The 16,045-nt window shown below is 65.3% G+C and carries 19 protein-coding genes; 12 read left to right on the plus strand and 7 right to left on the minus strand.

Going from position 1 to position 16,045, the window contains the following annotated elements; all coding sequences use genetic code 11:
* The first annotated feature begins 177 nt into the window (after positions 1-177).
* Positions 178-444 (plus strand): hypothetical protein, encoded by a 267-nt coding sequence (locus AC1VNY_RS20645; RefSeq protein WP_482406570.1) that lies wholly within the window; start codon positions 178-180, stop codon positions 442-444.
* Between the two features lie 209 nt (positions 445-653).
* Here AC1VNY_RS20645 and AC1VNY_RS20650 read toward each other — a convergent pair whose 3' ends face one another.
* The 4 genes from AC1VNY_RS20650 to AC1VNY_RS20665 form a co-directional block, all read right to left on the minus strand.
* Positions 654-1,064 carry a hypothetical protein gene (locus AC1VNY_RS20650; protein ID WP_482406571.1) on the minus strand — a complete coding sequence of 137 codons (411 nt, stop codon included), beginning with the start codon at positions 1,062-1,064 and terminating at the stop codon, positions 654-656.
* A 120-nt stretch (positions 1,065-1,184) separates the two neighbouring features.
* A complete protein-coding gene (locus AC1VNY_RS20655) occupies positions 1,185-2,036 on the minus strand; it encodes an alpha/beta fold hydrolase (protein WP_482406572.1) in 852 nt (283 codons plus the stop codon).
* The gene (locus tag AC1VNY_RS20660; RefSeq protein ID WP_028341542.1) at positions 2,026-2,424 is read right to left on the minus strand and encodes a carboxymuconolactone decarboxylase family protein; all 399 of its coding nucleotides are present in this window, start codon (positions 2,422-2,424) and stop codon (positions 2,026-2,028) included. Before AC1VNY_RS20660 ends, AC1VNY_RS20655 begins: the two co-directional genes overlap by 11 nt.
* 22 nt (positions 2,425-2,446) lie before the next feature.
* Positions 2,447-3,589, minus strand: a complete 1,143-nt coding sequence (locus tag AC1VNY_RS20665) for an FAD-dependent monooxygenase (protein ID WP_482406573.1) — start codon at positions 3,587-3,589, stop codon at positions 2,447-2,449.
* A 314-nt stretch (positions 3,590-3,903) separates the two neighbouring features.
* On the opposite strand from AC1VNY_RS20665, the gene dctA reads away from it, so the two are divergent.
* The 8 genes from dctA to AC1VNY_RS20705 all read left to right on the plus strand — a co-directional run bounded on the left by dctA (position 3,904) and on the right by AC1VNY_RS20705 (position 9,853).
* Positions 3,904-5,220, plus strand: a complete 1,317-nt coding sequence (dctA, locus tag AC1VNY_RS20670) for a C4-dicarboxylate transporter DctA (protein WP_482406574.1) — start codon at positions 3,904-3,906, stop codon at positions 5,218-5,220.
* Between the two features lie 24 nt (positions 5,221-5,244).
* On the plus strand, positions 5,245-6,174 hold the full coding sequence (locus AC1VNY_RS20675; protein WP_411781756.1) for a LysR substrate-binding domain-containing protein: 930 nt from the start codon (positions 5,245-5,247) through the stop codon (positions 6,172-6,174).
* Positions 6,175-6,263: 89 nt separating this feature from the next.
* Positions 6,264-7,241 carry a tripartite tricarboxylate transporter substrate-binding protein gene (locus AC1VNY_RS20680; RefSeq protein ID WP_482406588.1) on the plus strand — a complete coding sequence of 326 codons (978 nt, stop codon included), beginning with the start codon at positions 6,264-6,266 and terminating at the stop codon, positions 7,239-7,241.
* An 18-nt stretch (positions 7,242-7,259) separates the two neighbouring features.
* Positions 7,260-7,523, plus strand: coding sequence for a hypothetical protein (locus AC1VNY_RS20685; protein WP_482406575.1), 264 nt, complete (start codon positions 7,260-7,262; stop codon positions 7,521-7,523).
* 205 nt (positions 7,524-7,728) lie between these two features.
* Positions 7,729-8,445 (plus strand): septum site-determining protein MinC, encoded by a 717-nt coding sequence (gene minC, locus AC1VNY_RS20690; RefSeq protein WP_482406576.1) that lies wholly within the window; start codon positions 7,729-7,731, stop codon positions 8,443-8,445.
* A gap of 21 nt (positions 8,446-8,466) precedes the next feature.
* A complete protein-coding gene (minD, locus tag AC1VNY_RS20695) occupies positions 8,467-9,282 on the plus strand; it encodes a septum site-determining protein MinD (RefSeq protein WP_016842305.1) in 816 nt (271 codons plus the stop codon).
* Positions 9,282-9,560, plus strand: a complete 279-nt coding sequence (minE, locus tag AC1VNY_RS20700; RefSeq protein ID WP_026192121.1) for a cell division topological specificity factor MinE — start codon at positions 9,282-9,284, stop codon at positions 9,558-9,560. Before minD ends, minE begins: the two co-directional genes overlap by 1 nt.
* Positions 9,557-9,853, plus strand: a complete 297-nt coding sequence (locus AC1VNY_RS20705) for a hypothetical protein (protein ID WP_016842303.1) — start codon at positions 9,557-9,559, stop codon at positions 9,851-9,853. Before minE ends, AC1VNY_RS20705 begins: the two co-directional genes overlap by 4 nt.
* 24 nt (positions 9,854-9,877) lie before the next feature.
* Here AC1VNY_RS20705 and AC1VNY_RS20710 read toward each other — a convergent pair whose 3' ends face one another.
* Positions 9,878-10,849 (minus strand): NAD-dependent protein deacetylase, encoded by a 972-nt coding sequence (locus tag AC1VNY_RS20710; RefSeq protein ID WP_482406577.1) that lies wholly within the window; start codon positions 10,847-10,849, stop codon positions 9,878-9,880.
* On the opposite strand from AC1VNY_RS20710, the gene AC1VNY_RS20715 reads away from it, so the two are divergent.
* Positions 10,833-11,213 carry a c-type cytochrome gene (locus AC1VNY_RS20715; protein ID WP_482406578.1) on the plus strand — a complete coding sequence of 127 codons (381 nt, stop codon included), beginning with the start codon at positions 10,833-10,835 and terminating at the stop codon, positions 11,211-11,213. The two genes, AC1VNY_RS20710 and AC1VNY_RS20715, sit on opposite strands and share 17 nt — an antisense overlap.
* 33 nt (positions 11,214-11,246) lie before the next feature.
* Here the strand turns inward: AC1VNY_RS20715 and AC1VNY_RS20720 are convergent, their stop codons facing one another.
* Both AC1VNY_RS20720 and AC1VNY_RS20725 read right to left on the minus strand, forming a co-directional pair.
* A complete protein-coding gene (locus AC1VNY_RS20720) occupies positions 11,247-12,419 on the minus strand; it encodes an Ig-like domain-containing protein (RefSeq protein ID WP_482406579.1) in 1,173 nt (390 codons plus the stop codon).
* Between the two features lie 172 nt (positions 12,420-12,591).
* Positions 12,592-13,056 (minus strand): Lrp/AsnC family transcriptional regulator, encoded by a 465-nt coding sequence (locus tag AC1VNY_RS20725; RefSeq protein WP_482406580.1) that lies wholly within the window; start codon positions 13,054-13,056, stop codon positions 12,592-12,594.
* 161 nt (positions 13,057-13,217) lie between these two features.
* Here AC1VNY_RS20725 and AC1VNY_RS20730 point away from each other — a divergent pair, with 161 nt between their 5' ends.
* Together AC1VNY_RS20730 and AC1VNY_RS20735 are read left to right on the plus strand one after the other, a co-directional pair.
* Entirely contained in the window at positions 13,218-14,231 is a 1,014-nt protein-coding gene (locus AC1VNY_RS20730) for a 1-aminocyclopropane-1-carboxylate deaminase (RefSeq protein ID WP_028341533.1), read from the plus strand.
* Between the two features lie 807 nt (positions 14,232-15,038).
* Entirely contained in the window at positions 15,039-15,281 is a 243-nt protein-coding gene (locus tag AC1VNY_RS20735; protein ID WP_482406589.1) for a hypothetical protein, read from the plus strand.
* The last annotated feature ends 764 nt before the right edge of the window (positions 15,282-16,045 follow it).

Here is a 16,045-nt window from a genome sequence, read left to right on the forward strand (position 1 = left end):
CAAGGAAGCAAGCGGCAATCCCTGACATCCGAAGCCAACGAGCAGCGGTTCACGACGGCCGCTGGTGCCCGCTTGGCGCGCCGACGATCAATTATTTGTGCGGTGCGGCAATAATGATATTGCATTGCAATAATAGCTGACTAACTCTGCTTCTCACGTGCCATTGAGGAGCCTTTCGTGATCAAGATTTCCCTCTCCACCATTGCCGCCGCTCTCGCGATCGCGAGTGCAACCGCCGTGTCCGCCGCGGAGCTTCCGACCTATGAGGCCGCGGGCCTGCCGATCTCGGCGGTGCAGGCCGGCGTCATTGGCGCCGCCAACGCCCGTGAGCAGGCGCCCGTTGCGACGACGTCGTCGACGCCGCATCAGCTCAGCGTTCTGACGCCCCGCAACAAGATGACGACCGCGCGGGCCGCTGCCCGCACCGACCGTTCGGTCCACTGATTGGCATAGCCAACTCCCGAAGGCCCGCGACGAAGTCGCGGGCCTTCCTCGGGCGTAGAGCAAATACATCGCGTGCCCGGTTGCGTCCAACGCAAGCTCGTGCCGCTCGCCGCCGCCAAGTGGTGCCTTGCGGCGGACGGCAAGCGCCATGTCGATTGGTTGAACCCGCGCAGATGCCGATCGGGTAGCCCAGCCTCCCTTTCAGGAGCTCATGGGCAATCCGCGCACCCCAACATGCAAGTAATCTGAGCAAATGGGTCGTCCGGAGGAAGGACGATCAGCTTGCAGGCCTCGAGACAGCGGATGCATGAGTCGCTCGCGCGCGTTGCCTTGCCGGTGCTGTCCAGGGCGGGGGCGACCTTCCGCGAAAGCGAGACGATCGCGATGCTGAGCCCGTCGGTCAGTGCTGCAAAGACTTTTCCCTCAGGCGAGGTCGGCTCCGCGAGCTTGATGCCCACCCTGACGTAAGCGCCTTGTGCCGCCTTGCCGGGCAATTCCTTGATATTCTCGATCAGGCCCCGCGGTATCGATATCCAGGTGTCCGGGGCCAGGTCAGACGCGAACTCGACAACGTTCTGGGATTTGGCGTCTCTTGTGAAGCCTGTCACATACGTGGACATAGAGTTCTCCTCCTGCACAGGTCGTCCGCACGATTCAACCTCATCGCTTGTGAGTTGCATGTGAAGCATCTTACACCGCCAATAATTATTGGAGCGGCGTTCGCGGGCGGATGACACGCCTCACGCCACTGCCCCAAACTCGCGCAGGTGCAGTTTGATTGCGGCGTCGACCTCGTCCGGGTGATCGACCTGAGGCAGATGCCCGGCGCCGGGAATGATCGCCAGCCGGCAACCCAGCAGCGTCGCAAGCTCCGTCATCGGCTGCACCAGCAGCTGGTCGTTTGCGCCCGCGATCATTGTCAGCGGCACCTGCAGCTGCCTGACGCCGTCGAGATAGGCGAGGGACTGGATTGCGCGCGCGCAGCCGATGAAGCCTTCGGGATCGGTCTGGTTGATGCAGTCGAGCAGCGTCGCGGCGACAGCCGGATGCGCCGCAAGAAAGGCGGGTCCGAACCAGCGCTCGGCGGTCGGCGCCGCCAGCGCCGCAATGCCTTGTTCGCGCACCAGCGTAATGCGGTCGTCCCACGCGGCGGCGAATGGTGGCGGTGCATCGGCGCGTGCAGCGATCACACCGAGGCTGAGGAGGCGGTCGGGATGGCGCACGCCGAGACCGAACGCCGTCATGCCGCCCTGGGAGACGCCGATCACGTGCGCCCGCACGATACCGAAGTGATCGAGCGCCGCGACCGCGTCCGCCACCAGATCATCCATGGCGTAGGGACCGCGCGGCGCCTCCGATTGTCCGTGACCCCTGCTGTCGAGCGCGAGGACGCGATGGCCGCGCGCAGCGAGCGCGAGTGCCTGGCGATGCCAGATCGCGCTGCTGGTCAGGATCGAATGGCAGAGCAGCACCGGCGTCCCGCGCTCGGGGCCGCCGCTGCGGACGCTGAGTCGCCCGGCCTTGCCCTGTACGTCGTGCCGGACAAAGCCCTGCCAGGCAGCAATCTCGATCGCGGCCGGTTCAGTCGACAAGGCCCATCTCCGCGAACACGTCCTTGGCGATGCGGAAGCTGTCGAGCCCGGCCGGCATGCCGCAATAGACCGCGATCTGCAGGAACACCTCGCGCAACTCGGCCTTGCTCAGTCCGTTGTTGAGCGCGCCGCGGATATGCACCTTGAGCTCATGCGGCCGGTTGAGCGCCGCGATCATGCCGAGGTTGAGCAGGCTGCGGCTGCGCTTGTCGAGGTCGGGGCGATTCCAGATCTCGTCCCAGCAATATTCGGTCGCGAGCTTCTGGATCGGCCAGTTGAAATCGTCGGCCGCCTTCAGCGATCGCTCGACATAGGCGTCGCCGAGCACGGTGCGGCGGGTCTGCAGGCCGCGCTCGAACTTCTCGCCGCGGGGATTTGCGTCGGTCATCATTGTCTCCTGTTGATTGTGATCAGGCCAGCGCCGGCTCGGCGAGCGGCGCGGTCCAGGCGTCATGGCCGTAGACCCAGTCCGGATCGGTCGGGTTCTTGAGCCAGGTGTTGGTGCGCGAGCTCGCCTGTACGCGCGAGGTTCTCGGCTTGCGCGTCGCCTCGAAGCGTCGGAAGGCGTCGGAAACGCCGTCGCGATCGACGCCCTTGAGGCAGCGCGACAGCACCGCGGCGTCCTCGATCGCCATCGCCGCGCCCTGCGCCATGTACGGCGTCATCGGATGGCAGGCGTCGCCGAGCAAGGTGATGTTGCCGTCGCTCCAGCGCGGCAGCGGATCGCGGTCGACCAGCGCCCATTTGTGCACTGACGGGCACGCCTCCAGCACCTTGCGGACCTGCGGATGGAAGCCTTCGAAGGCCTTGCGCAATTCGTTGACGTCGCCGGTGGCCGACCAGGATTCCACGGTAAATCCAGGCTCCGGCTGACTGGTCACAAAATAGACTTCGCTGCGGTCGGGCTTGACGTAGTAGATGACAATGTGACGATCGGGTCCCCACCATTTGGTGCAGTCGTCGATCGGATACCCGTTGAGCAGCGATGCCGGGAACACCGTGCGATAGGCGATGCGGCCGGTGAAGTTCGGCTCATCACGGCCGAACAGTCGTTCCTTGACCAGGGAATGCACGCCATCGGCCGCGACCACGGCGTCGACCGTCGTGCTGTGGCCGTTGGCGAAGGTCAGCGCCACCGCGCGGTCCGCGCGCTGTTCGATCGCGGTCAGCTTGTGGTCGAGACGAACCAGCTTCTCCGGCACGGCGCTGGCGAGCGCCGCGTGCAGATCGCCGCGATGCCCGAGCAGATAAGGCGCGCCATAGCGCTCCTCGGCAGCCGGGCCGAACACCATGTCGAAGCGCACCTCGCCGGTGTCGTGCTCCTTGTTGTTCCAGGACCGCGGATAGAACGCCTCGCGGCGCAGCACCGGCTCGAGGTCCCACGCCCGCATCACCTTCATGGCGTTGCAGCCGATCTGGATGCCGGCGCCGAGCCGGGTGAAGCGCTGGGCCTGCTCGTACACCGTCACATCAATCCCTGCGCGGGTCAGCGCCGCGGCGGAGGCAAGCCCGCCCATGCCGGCGCCGATCACCGCCACCGAAAGTCTGCTCATTGTGGTTCCTCACAGCTTGCGCCGGTTGACGACCGGCCTCTCCGCTTTTGTCGGCCAAAGCCGGCGGCGCCCGCAAACGAGTAATGCTGACGGAGCGTGAGGTGGGCTCACGCGGGATGGCCTCATTCGCGCCTCGCGCCGCCATCGCCGATCGAGACGGCCGTCGGCCTGTGAGCTGAGGTCACGCTGCCTGAGCTTAACTCGTTTGCGCTTCGGCCAATCGCCCGCCAACGTTCCGCCGCTGCTGCAGCGATGCGTCTGCCGACGATGCCTGCTGCGCGGCCAACATCAAAGACATCAGAGGATCGACGCCCATGTCCACGATCACCAATGACGCCGCCGCCCGTTTCGACGCCGTCGCTGCGCCCTGGCATGCGCGTCTTTATGTCCAGGTGCTGATCGGCATCGCGCTCGGCGTGCTGGTCGGCTATCTCTGGCCCGATATCGGCGCGGCGCTGAAGCCGCTCGGCGACGCCCTGATCAAGATGATCAAGATGGCGATCGCGCCGATCGTTTTCCTCACCGTGGTGCACGGCATTGCGAGCCTCGGCGACATGCGCAAGGCCGGACGGATCGGCGTCAAGACCCTGGTTTATTTCGAGATCGCCACGACCGCGGCGCTGATCCTCGGCCTTGTTGTCATCAACCTGGCGCGCCCTGGCGTCGGCATGCATGTCTCGCCTGATACGCTGGATTCCCGCCTTGTCGCCTCCTACGTGACGCAGTCGCACGACCAGACCGTGGTCGGCTTCCTGATGAACGTCATTCCGTCGACCGTGGGCGGCGCATTCACCAGCGGCGACACGCTGCAGGTGCTGTTCTTCGCCGTGCTGTTCGGCATCGCCCTGCAACGCTATGGCGAGGGCGGCAAGCCGGTGCTCGTGGCGATCGAGAAGCTGTCGAAGATCCTCTTCATCCTGATCGGCATGATCATGCGGATCGCGCCGATCGGCGCATTCGGCGCCATGGCCTTCACCATCGGCAAATACGGCGTCGGCTCGATCGTCGCGCTGTCGCACTTCATGCTGGTGTTCTATCTCACCTGCGTGCTGTTCGTGATCGTCGGGCTCGGCGTCGTGTCGCGCCTTGCCGGCTTCAGCATCTTCAAGCTGATCCGCTATCTCCGCGAGGAGCTGCTGCTGGTGCTCGGCCTGTCAGGCTCGGAATCGGTGATGCCGCGCTTCATCGACAAGATGAAGGCGGCCGGCTGCGCGGAATCGACCGTCGGCCTCGTGATCCCGACCGGCTACACCTTCAATCTCGACGGCACGTGCATCTATCTGACCATGGCCGCCGTGTTTCTCGCCCAGGCCACCGACACGCCGATGTCGCTGGTCCAGCAGATCGGCCTCGTGGTGGTCTGCCTCTTGACGTCGAAGGGCGCGGCTGCCGTGCCGGGCAGCGGCTTCATCGTGCTCGCCGCGACGCTGGGCTCGATCGGCCATGTTCCCGTAGCAAGCATCGCGCTCTTGCTCGGCATCGATCGCTTCATGTCGGAAGCGCGTGCGCTGACCAACTTCATCGGCACCGCGGTGGCGACCGTGGTGGTGGCGCGCTGGGAAGGAGACCTCGACCGCACCCAATTCGTCCGCGCCCTCGACAATCCGGACGCCGCCACGCTATCTTCCTGATGCATCCGGAGACGCGACACGACCATGAGAAAGTTGCCACCGCTCAACGCGGTGCGAACATTCGAGGCGGCCGCGCGGCACGTCAGCTTCACCAAGGCCGCCGAAGAGCTGCTCGTCACCCACGGCGCCGTCAGCCGCCAGGTCGCGCTCCTCGAGGACTGGTTCGGCGTCAAGCTGTTTCGCCGTGCCCCCTCGCAACTGACGCTGACCGCCGCCGGGCAGATCTACTACCGCGAGGTCACGGCCATCCTCGATCGGCTGGCGCTCGCCTCGATGGACATGAAGGCGTACGGCTCGCCGTCGGTGCTGCGCGTCAGCGCGCCGCCGACCTTCGCGATGCGCTGGCTGATCCGCCGTATCGCCTCGTTCCAGCGCATGCGCGCCGATGTCGAATTGCGGCTATTGACCTCGATCGGACCGCTCAACGTCAACGACCGTTCATTCGACGTCGCGATCCGCGGCAATGTCGGCGAGCCGGTCGGCTGGATGTCGCAGCACTTCATGACCGAGCTGATCGCACCGGTCTGCCATGTCGATCTCTTGAGCCGCGGGCGGCTCGCCACCCCCGATGATTTGCGGCATCATACCCTCATCACCTATTTGACCGAGCCCTATGACTGGCCGCGCTGGCTCGCCCAGGCCGGCGGCGAGATGAGCGCGGATCAGGAGACGCTGCGGTTCGAGCAGATGTTCTTCGCCCTGCAGGCGACAATCGAGCGCATCGGCATCGGGCTGTTTCCGCTGTTTCTCGTGATCGACGAGCTGATGGCCGGCCAGCTCTGCCTGCCGTTCGGCGACCTCGGCCTGCGCAAGCGCGAATACCGCTCGTTCTATCTCGCCGACAATGAAAGCGCCGGGGCCATCGCCGACTTCACCGCATGGCTCGCCGATGCCGGGCGCGAGACCGAGCAATTCATGCTGGACTGGGCCACATCGAAGGGCTGGAGCTTCTAGCAAGCGAACGGCGGACGTCGCGTCTTCAGGCTGGACCGCGCGACGATGCCGGCTCTATGACAGGTGAGGGGGGAACGCAGATGCCCAATATGTCTCGCCGGCCATTCCTGCAGCTTGCACTCGGCGCGGCGACGCTGCCGCTTGCGTCGATCGGTGTCGGCGCGGAGACCATCGCGCGCCCGGTCACCATGATCGTGCCGTTCGCCGCCGGCGGGCCGACCGATGTGCTGGCGCGGATCCTTGCCGAATATATGCGCGGCACGCTCGGCCATCCCGTCATCATCGAGAATGTCACCGGCGCCTCCGGCACCGTCGCAGGCCTGCGCGCGTCGCGTGCGACACCGGACGGCACCACGATCACGATCGGGCATTGGGGCACGCATTGCCTGAACGGCGCGATCTACCAGCTGCAATATGACGTGCGCGAATTCGCGCCGATTGCGCTGATCGCAAGCGGGCCGCAGCTCATCATCGGCCGGCCCGATCTGCCGGCGCAGAATCTGAAGGAGCTGATCGGCTGGCTCAAGGCCAATGGCGGCAAGGCGACGGCGGGCACCGCGGGCCCGGGATCCGGCGCGCATGTCGCCGGCGTGTTCTTCCAGCAGCTGACCGGCGCGAACTTCTCCTTCGTGCCGTATCGCGGCGCCGGTCCCGCGCTGAACGATCTGATGGCCGGACATATCGACATCATGTTCGATCAGGCCTCGAACTCACTGCCGCAGGTAAAGAGCGGGACCGTGAAGGCTTTTGCGGTGACCCAATCGTCGCGGCTTGCATCGGCGCCGGAGATTCCGACGGTCGATGAAGCCGGATTGCCGGGTCTCTATATCGCCTATTGGCACGGCATCTGGGCGCCGAAAGGCACGCCCGCTGACGTCGTGTCGATCCTGTCGAATGCGGTGATATCTGCGCTTGCCGAGCCTGCCGTCCGGCAACGCTTCGCCGAGCTCGGCCAGGAGATCCCGCCGCCCGACCGACAGGGCCCCGACGCGCTGCGCAGCCATCAGGCTGCCGAGGTCGAGAAGTGGTGGCCGATCGTCAAATCGGCGAATATCAAGGCGGAATAGCTGCAATTATTTGATTCGATGACGTTTTCTGACGTGATGGCCAGCTGCGCGCCAAGCCATCTGTCATGGCAGGGCTGGCAGCTTGCAAGCCCGGCACTGGAAATCGTCGCCGCGCTCGTCGGGGCGAACTTCGAATTCCTCCGAGACCCGCACAATTCGGTTGCGAAGCGGGGCGACCTCGGACAGCTCAGCGTGGCCCGTGCGTCGGCATTTCGGGCACCGCAGGATCTCAATCCAGCTGGAGTGGGTCATGACGTGGTCTGTAAACGCTTGCCGGAATGATAGCCCCGTCTGGCGCGAAGAAAATTGATCCAGCTCAAAAACGCGGCCGCATCTCCCCCAATTCCACCTGTTCAAACGCCGAAGCGCGTTTCGAGGTCCCGGGGCGAGTGCTGTCCAAATCGGTGAAAACCCTGACCGTGTTAACCTTTGATTAACCATGCGGTCCGATTGTTAACCATTCGACAAGACAACCGAGTCAGGGGCGATGGACGCAACTCAACAGGTCGCACGTCAGCAGGTCCGCATGCGCGGCCGTTCCTACGTTGCGTTCGTTTTCTCGCCGGTCGTGCCTGTCGTGTCCTGGCTGGCCGAGATCGACGCGACGCTGGCGAAGTCGCCGGGCTTCTTCACCGGAAAGCCGATCGTGCTCGACCTCTCGGCGGTCGACCTCAGCCAGACCGCGATCGCGCATCTGATTGGCAGCCTCGCTGAGCGCAACATCCGCATCCTCGGGATCGAGGGCGTCGACGAATCGAAGCTCGGCGCCAACATGCCGCCGCTTCTGACCGGCGGCCGGGCCTGCGCGATCACCCATGTCGAGCCGCAGAAGCCGCAGGTGCAGGAAAAAAACAAGGACAAGGACAAGACCAAGTTGCCGTCGCTGCTGCTGGAGAGCCCGGTTCGTTCCGGCCAGTCGATCGTGTTTGCCGAGGGCGACGTCACCGTGCTCGGCTCGGTCGGCTCCGGCGCCGAGATCGTCGCCGGCGGCTCGATCCATGTCTACGGCACGCTGCGCGGCCGCGCGATGGCCGGCATCAACGGCAATTCGGCGGCTCGCATCTTCTGCCAGAGGATCGAGGCCGAGCTGCTCGCGATCGACGGCTACTACCAGACTGCGGACGACATCGCCGACAGCTTGCGCAACCGGCCCGCCCAGGCGTGGCTCGAGGGCGAAATGCTGCGCATCACACCATTGAACTGACCGACCACAAGGAGAGAGAGAATGGCCAAGGTATTGGTCGTGACGTCTGGGAAGGGCGGGGTCGGCAAAACGACCTCAACCGCCGCGCTCGGCGCGGCGCTCGCGCAAATGGGTCAGAACGTCGTCGTCATCGATTTCGACGTCGGCCTGCGCAACCTCGATCTGGTGATGGGCGCGGAGCGGCGAGTGGTGTTCGACCTCATCAACGTGGTGCAGGGCGTCGCCAAGCTGCCGCAGGCGCTGATCCGCGACAAGCGGCTGGAGAATCTCTGGCTGCTGCCGGCGTCGCAGACCCGCGACAAGGACGCGCTGAGCGAAGAGGGCGTCAAGCGCGTGATCGCCGACCTCAAGACCAAGTTCGACTGGATCCTGTGCGACAGCCCGGCCGGCATCGAGCGCGGCGCGACGCTCGCGATGCGCTACGCCGACGAAGCCGTCATCGTCACCAATCCGGAAGTGTCGTCGGTGCGCGACTCCGACCGCATCATCGGCATGCTCGATTCCAAGACGGTCCGCGCCGAGCGCGGCGAGCGCGTCGAGAAGCATCTTCTGGTCACCCGTTATGATGCCGGCCGCGCGGCGCGCGGCGAGATGCTGTCGATCGACGATATCCTGGAAATCCTTGCCACGCCGCTGCTCGGCATCGTCCCGGAAAGCCAGGACGTGCTGCGCGCTTCCAATGTCGGTTGCCCGGTCACGCTGAACGCAGCAAGCAGCGCGCCGGCGCGGGCCTATACCGACGCGGTACGCCGCCTGATGGGCGAGGCGGTGGAGATGACCGTGCCGGTTCAACGCAAGGGGCTGATGGATCGGCTACTGCGACGGAGGGCGGCATGATGAACGTAATGCGGCTGTTCGGCGGCCGTGCTGCATCGGCGCCTGTCGCGCGGGAGCGGCTTCAGATCCTGCTTTCGCATGAGCGTGGCCGGACCGGCGCGCCGGATCTCCTGGAGACACTTCGCTCGGAAATCCTGAGCGTGGTTTCCAAGCATATCGACGTCGACCCCGACAAGGTCGTGGTCCGGATGGACCGCGGCAAGTTTGTCTCGATGCTCGAGGTCGACATCGAGGTTCCCAATGGCGTGCAACGATCAAAGATGGTGGCGGCCACATGACGGCAGACAGCGATAGTCACATTGCCTGGCAGCGCGCGCAGCTCAAGAAGCTGCGTGCGGCCTTGAAGGCGATCGAGGCCGATCAGCTCGGCAAGGCCAATTGCGGCCGCGCGACGCAGATGACGATCGACGAGTTGCAGCGCAAGATCGGCGAGTCGGGCCGCTGCATCGCCGAGTACGAGCGCCGCACCCGTCGTCCGTTGGCGACCGACCTCGGCAGCCTCGCCAGCGTCAGCTGGACGCACTGGAACGCCAACATGCCGATGGCCAAGGCGCCGCGCCACCGCGCATGAGGACATAGGCGAACGGGCGCTGACCTACAGCAAAAAGGACAGCGCCGTCTCGCAACTATCCTCGATCTTGAGGGTGAGCAGCTCGTCGGCGCGGGTGCGGCCGAGATTGACGGCGGCAATCGGCAGGCCGCGCTGCTCTGCCATCCGGACGAAACGAAAGCCGGAATAGACCATCAGCGAGGAGCCGACCACCAGCACGGCGTCGGCCTGCTCGAGATGCGCCTGCGCCGACGCGACCGTATCGCGCGGCACGTTCTCGCCGAAGAACACCACATCGGGCTTCAGCACGCCGCCGCAGGCCTCGCAGGCCGGCACCACGAACGACGAAAAATCCTGCTCGAGATCGGCGTCGCCGTCCGGTGCGTCGGCGGCATCGAGCGTGAGCCAGGCGGGGTTCAGTCGCGCGAGCTCGTCCTGGAATTGTTCGCGCGGCATCGTCGCGCCGCAGCCGAGGCAGCGCACCACGTCCAATCGGCCGTGCAGGTCGATCACGCGCTGGCTGCCGGCGGCCTGGTGCAGGCGGTCGACATTCTGGGTCAGCAGCAGCTCGCAGCGTCCCTGCTGTTCGAGCTTGGCCAGTGCGCGATGCGCGCCATTCGGCGCGGCGCGGCCGAACCGTCGCCAGCCCACCATGCTGCGCGCCCAATAGCGCTGCCGCGTCGCCGCCTCGCCCAGAAACGCCTGGATGGTGACCGGGCGCGTCCGCTTCCAGTTGCCGTCGCTGTCGCGATAGTCGGGAATACCGGAATTGGTGCTGCAGCCGGCCCCGGTCAGGACAAACAGGCGCTGGTGGCCGGCGACGAAATCCTGCAGGGCGGGGTGTTGCATGGCAGCACATCTAGTGCGGCGCGCGCGCCTGCGCCAGATGTGGGGCCTGCCGCGAGCGGACCTTTCACGCGGCCTCTGCGTTGACCGCATGGCACCCGTGGCGTGGTGCTGCGCGCCTGTTTGTCTGGCGCAATTGCCGACGGAGTGATCGATGCGGCCGGGATTCATCGTCGTCGTTTGCGGGCTGATGTCGCTGGCGCTGTCGCCGTCCCATGGTCAGGATGCGGGCGTGTCCGGCGAGCAGGCGTTCAACAATGCCTGCCGCACCTGCCACACGGTCAAGGACGGCGACAATCGCGTCGGCCCGAACCTGCACAATGTCGTCGGCCGCAAGGCGGGATCGGTTGCGAGCTTTCCTTATTCGGAGGCGATGAAATCATCCGACATCGTCTGGGATGAGAGCACGCTGCTGCGCTTCATCGAGGATCCCGAGGCCGTGGTGTCGGGCAACGGCATGAAGCCGTATACCGGCGTGCGCTCGGCGGAGGATCGCGCCAGGATCGTGGCGTTCCTGAAATCCCCCGGCAAGTGACCGTTGCAAGTGACCGTTGACGGAAGGCCGGTCTCACCTTGCCGGCACGACGAAGACCTGGCCGGGATAGATCAAATTGGGATTGCGGATCTGCTGCGAGTTGGCCCGATAGATCACGGCGTAGCGTTGTCCGGCGCCGAATGCGCGCTGGCTGATCCGCCACAGGCTGTCGCCGCGGGCGACGGTGGTCGTCGTGATCTTCGGCACGATCACAGCGGAGGGGGACTTCACATCAGATGCGGTGGTGGTTGCCGCCGCGGCGAGTTGCGGTTTGGCCATATCCGCACGGGCGGACGAGGCTTGCGATGCCGGGATCGATGCGGTCGTCATCGTGTCCGGAACGTTGAACGGCACCTCGGCACGCGCGCGGACCTTGCCGGAGGTGGGGTCGACGTCGTCGAGCCGCACCTGATAGTTGCCGGCGGTCACGCCCTTGTTGATCGTGACCGAGAGGTGCCCCGCCTCGTCGGCTGTCGCGGACGTGATCAAACTGCCGTTGAGATAGAGCCTGACGGTCGCGCCGGGAGCTGCCTGACCGCTCACATGGAGCTTGCCGTCCCGTTCGGTCTCGACGGCCTCGATGGCTACTTTCCCGGCCGCCGGCGCCGTAGCGGCAGGCTGCGACAGCACGCGGACCGGTTTGTCCGGTGCCATCAGCGCCACCATCGGCCGCTCCCTTGTCGTAGCCTCGAGCGCCACAGCCACGCTTTGCGTGGAGGTCACCTGCTTGCCGTCGCGCGTCATGCGCAGGGTCAGGTCATAGTTTCCCGGCGGAAGCGGGCGCGGGACCATGACGAACTGGCCGGACTTGTCCGCCACGACGCGATCATGCACCTCGCCATTACGCAGCAGTTCCACCGTCGTGCCCGGGTGCGCCCGGCCGGCGACAACGGTCTCGCCGGTCGGTTCGATGTTGACGACGTCGAACTCCGGCACCGCGTCGCCGCCTGGTGCTGGCGGCGGCCCCGCCAGCGCTTCGGCCAGGGCAGCGGTCTCGGTTTGCGCCTTTGCCAGCGCAGTCTTGTCCTGGTTTCGCGCGTCTTGGTTTCGCGCGGGAGCGGCCGGTGCGGATGGAGCCGTCGCCATCAAAGGCGTGTTCCCGCCCAGGATTTGCTGGGTTTGGCGGATGCCGAAGACGAGCGCCGCCGTGCCGCCGGCTGCAAGTGCCAGCAACGGAATGACCAGTCGGATCGCCGTGGCGTTCATGATTGTCATCCGCGGATGATGTCCCCCGCGCATCCGCGCGCGACCCCGCCCCCCGCGGGGATTTAGTGAGAGACTGCGCCGGTTTGCGCCGGCCATCAAGTCGGATGAAGGGATTACTTCTCTCGGGCAGGCCCTGGCGGCTCACGGCGCCCGGCCCGTGCCGGGATCACGTTCAAAACTCCAGCGCCGCATTGTCCACCACCTCCTTCATGACGAAGAAGGTGCGGGTCTGCCGCACGCCGGGCAGCGCGATCAGTTGATCGCCATGGATGCGCTTGAAGTCGTCGACGTCGCCGGCGCGGATCTTGAGGAAGTAGTCGAAATCGCCGGCGACGAGGTGGCAGTCGAGCACGCATTTGAGCTTCGCCACCGCCTGCTCGAAGCTCGCAAAGCTTTCCGGCGTCGAGCGGTCGAGCACGACGCCGACCATGACCAGCGTGCCCTTGCCGAGCTTGCGCGGCGCCACCATGGCGCGGACGCCGCTGAGATACCCCTCGTCGAACAGCGCCTGCGTCCGGCGATGGCAGGTGGCGGGGCTGACGCCGACCTGTTCGGCCAGCTCGGCATTGCTGAGCCGGCCGTTCTTCTGCAGCAATCTCAACATCTTGAGGTCGATGCGGTCGAGTCGCGCGGGCATGAAAGAATCTCTCGTGATTGAGCAGTTTTGTGAGAGAAAACATATCATCTGGGGTAAATCCAGCAATTTCCGGTCATTCCTCAAGCCGAGTTAGAGAGCACCTTTCGCGCCCGGGGTGATAGCTGTGGCCGCCGTTCCAGACCACCAAAGAGGATGCCAGCATGCTGGAGAAGTTCGCGCGCTATCCGCTCACATTCGGGCCGACCGCCATCGAGAAGCTCGATCGGCTGTCAAAGCATCTCGGCGGCAAGGTCGAGCTCTATGCCAAGCGCGAGGATTGCAATTCCGGGCTGGCCTTCGGCGGCAACAAGCTGCGCAAGCTCGAATACATCATCCCCGACGCGATCGCCTCCAACGCCGACACGCTGGTCTCGATCGGCGGCGTGCAGTCGAACCACACCCGCATGGTCGCGGCCGTCGCGGCCAAGATCGGCATGAAGTGCCGGCTGGTGCAGGAAAGCTGGGTGCCGCATGAGGACGCGGTCTATGATCGCGTCGGCAACATCCTGCTCTCGCGCGTCATGGGCGCGGATGTGCGGCTGGTCGACGAAGGCTTCGACATCGGCATCCGCAAGAGCTGGGAGCAGGCGATCGAGGAAGTGAAGGCGGCGGGCGGCAAGCCCTACGCGATTCCGGCCGGTGCTTCCGTGCACAAATATGGCGGGCTCGGCTATGTCGGCTTCGCCGAAGAGGTGCGCGCGCAGGAGCGCCAGCTCGGCGTCAAGTTCGATTACATCGTCGTCTGCACGGTGACCGGCTCGACCCACGCCGGCATGCTGGTCGGCTTCGCCGCCGACGGGCGCGCGCGCAACGTGATCGGCATCGACGGCTCGTTCACGCCCGCGCAGACCAAGGCGCAGGTGCTGTCGATCGCGCAGAACACCGCAAAGCTGGTCGAGCTCGGTCGCGACATTGTCGAGGACGATGTCGTGCTGATCGAGGACTATGCCTATCCGGCTTACGGCGTGCCGTCGGAGGAGACGAAGGAGGCGATCCGCCTCAGCGCGCGGCTCGAAGGCATGATCACCGACCCCGTCTATGAGGGGAAGTCGATGCAGGGCATGATCGACCTGGTGCAGAAGGGCTATTTCCCGGCCGGATCGAAGGTGCTCTACGCCCATCTCGGCGGCGCGCCGGCGCTCAACGGCTACGCCTACGCGTTCAGGAACGGCTGAGGCGGGCCACGCATTCTCACCTCCCCTTGAAAAGGGGAGGTCGCTTTGCGCGCAGAGCAAAGCGGGTGGGGATCTGCTTTGTCCGCTTGCAGCGTCGCCTGCGGCTGACCCCCATCCCGACCTTCCCCCTTTCAGGGGGAAGGAGAAGAGCCGTAGCCCGGAGCAGCCAACGGGTCGCGCGAACGCGCGCCCGATGACAGGCTCCGCGCAATCCGGGGCCCGTGCCGTTCGGGGATAATCCCGGATTTCGCCGCGCTCCATCCGGGCCACGCATTCTCACCTCCCCTTGAAAAGGGGAGGTCGCTTTGCTCGCCAGAGCAAAGCGGGTGGGGATCTGCTCTCTCCCCTTGCAGCGTCGCCTGCGGCTGACCCCCATCCCGACCTTCCCCCTTTCAGGGGGAAGGAGAAGAATCGTAGCCCGGATGGAGCGAAGCTTAATCCGGGGCCCCGTGCCGTTCGGGGATTATCCCGGATTTCGCCGCGCTCCATCCGGGCTACGCATTCTCACCTCCCCTTGAAAAGGGGAGATCGCTTTGCTCGCCAGAGCAAAGCGGGTGGGATCTGCTCTCTCCCCTTGCAGCATCGCCTGCGGCTGACCCCCATCCCGACCTTCCCCCTTTCAGGGGGAAGAAGAAGAGCCGTAGCCCGGATGGAGCGAAGCGCAATCGGGGGCTCGTGCCGTTCGAGGACTCTCCCGGAACTCGCTGCGCTCCATCCGGGCTACGTTCCATGTCCCATGTCAGGTCCGCGTCAGCTTCGCCCGGTATTTTTACCGGGCCGGGCGAGTTGGGAGACCATCGCGTGAGGATGAATGCATTCGGCCGAGCCGCCGCCGCGCTCGGCGTTGGCATCGTCGCCGTGGGGCACTGGTTCTGGGTCTACCAGGGCCAGGATGCCGCGCCGCATGGCCGCCTGCTGGCGATGAATCACGCAGTCGAACTCTACGCCGGCATCTTCCTGATCGGCGTCGGCGTCCATGCCCTCGCATCCTGGTACTGGTTCAGCGAACCAAATCCGCCGGCGCGCTCCTCGGTTGGGGAGCCGCAATAGCCCCGCCCTTCGCAGCGAACGGGAAGTGTCCGGGTTGAGGTGCTGTCCCAGCTAGGACACTCGTCTGGGGAAATCAGGACACTCATTCACATATGCAAATGCCCTTCCGTGCCATCGAGGTTCTAGCTCACGCGGGGGTGTCCAGAATCTTTCCCTACCCCACGGGCGCCCCTCGGCCTCAGCCTCCTTGCCCGAGTGCTGGGGCCGTTTGTTTGAGCTCCAAGGCAGGCCATGTCGGATGCGTGCGAACCGATGCAAGAGCTGGACTGAGATCGAAGAGCGCTTGTTGGTTGCGTTGCATGAATCTGGGTTGGATCATCGGCTGATAGCGGATCATATGCGCCGGACCGAAGCCGGGGTTAATAACCGGCTCGCGGTGATCGCCAACAGGGCCAAATGGGCTGAGGGCGCTCAGCGCGGCCTGGCGCCGTAGGCATTCCCTCGCTGGGCCGTTTCTTTAGGCCGCCGACCTGGAGGAGAGGAGCGGCGCGCAGTGAGCCACGCTCGGGCTCACGGCTGCGGCGTGGTGATCTAGCTTCTTTGCCTTCGCCGCGAACGGGAAGTGTCCGGGTTGAGGTGCTGTCCTGGCTAGGACACTCGCTGCAAGGAACCAGGACACCTGCAATCGGTTAAAGAATTTCGATCCCTTTTCGCCGGAGGGCGGTTTGATGCGATTGCATTCTGAGCGGATAGACGGTGTGGAGATTGCCTTCGCCAGCGTTTTGGCAATGTCGTTCATCGGGCTTCTTGCCAGCATAGCGTGG

This window comes from Bradyrhizobium ferriligni (genome assembly GCF_056837965.1).

Excerpts from the sequence above, each read along its gene's own strand:
- AC1VNY_RS20650 (WP_482406571.1), bottom strand. The coding sequence starts at position 1,064 with ATGTCCACGTATGTGACAGGCTTCACAAGAGACGCCAAATCCCAGAAC.
- AC1VNY_RS20660 (WP_028341542.1), bottom strand. The coding sequence starts at position 2,424 with ATGACCGACGCAAATCCCCGCGGCGAGAAGTTCGAGCGCGGCCTGCAG.
- AC1VNY_RS20665 (WP_482406573.1), bottom strand. The coding sequence starts at position 3,589 with ATGAGCAGACTTTCGGTGGCGGTGATCGGCGCCGGCATGGGCGGGCTT.
- dctA (WP_482406574.1), top strand. The coding sequence starts at position 3,904 with ATGTCCACGATCACCAATGACGCCGCCGCCCGTTTCGACGCCGTCGCT.
- AC1VNY_RS20675 (WP_411781756.1), top strand. The coding sequence starts at position 5,245 with ATGAGAAAGTTGCCACCGCTCAACGCGGTGCGAACATTCGAGGCGGCC.
- AC1VNY_RS20680 (WP_482406588.1), top strand. The coding sequence starts at position 6,264 with ATGTCTCGCCGGCCATTCCTGCAGCTTGCACTCGGCGCGGCGACGCTG.
- AC1VNY_RS20685 (WP_482406575.1), top strand. The coding sequence starts at position 7,260 with ATGACGTTTTCTGACGTGATGGCCAGCTGCGCGCCAAGCCATCTGTCA.
- minC (WP_482406576.1), top strand. The coding sequence starts at position 7,729 with ATGGACGCAACTCAACAGGTCGCACGTCAGCAGGTCCGCATGCGCGGC.
- minD (WP_016842305.1), top strand. The coding sequence starts at position 8,467 with ATGGCCAAGGTATTGGTCGTGACGTCTGGGAAGGGCGGGGTCGGCAAA.
- minE (WP_026192121.1), top strand. The coding sequence starts at position 9,282 with ATGAACGTAATGCGGCTGTTCGGCGGCCGTGCTGCATCGGCGCCTGTC.
- AC1VNY_RS20705 (WP_016842303.1), top strand. The coding sequence starts at position 9,557 with ATGACGGCAGACAGCGATAGTCACATTGCCTGGCAGCGCGCGCAGCTC.
- AC1VNY_RS20715 (WP_482406578.1), top strand. The coding sequence starts at position 10,833 with ATGCGGCCGGGATTCATCGTCGTCGTTTGCGGGCTGATGTCGCTGGCG.
- AC1VNY_RS20710 (WP_482406577.1), bottom strand. The coding sequence starts at position 10,849 with ATGAATCCCGGCCGCATCGATCACTCCGTCGGCAATTGCGCCAGACAA.
- AC1VNY_RS20720 (WP_482406579.1), bottom strand. The coding sequence starts at position 12,419 with ATGAACGCCACGGCGATCCGACTGGTCATTCCGTTGCTGGCACTTGCA.
- AC1VNY_RS20725 (WP_482406580.1), bottom strand. The coding sequence starts at position 13,056 with ATGCCCGCGCGACTCGACCGCATCGACCTCAAGATGTTGAGATTGCTG.
- AC1VNY_RS20730 (WP_028341533.1), top strand. The coding sequence starts at position 13,218 with ATGCTGGAGAAGTTCGCGCGCTATCCGCTCACATTCGGGCCGACCGCC.
- AC1VNY_RS20735 (WP_482406589.1), top strand. The coding sequence starts at position 15,039 with ATGAATGCATTCGGCCGAGCCGCCGCCGCGCTCGGCGTTGGCATCGTC.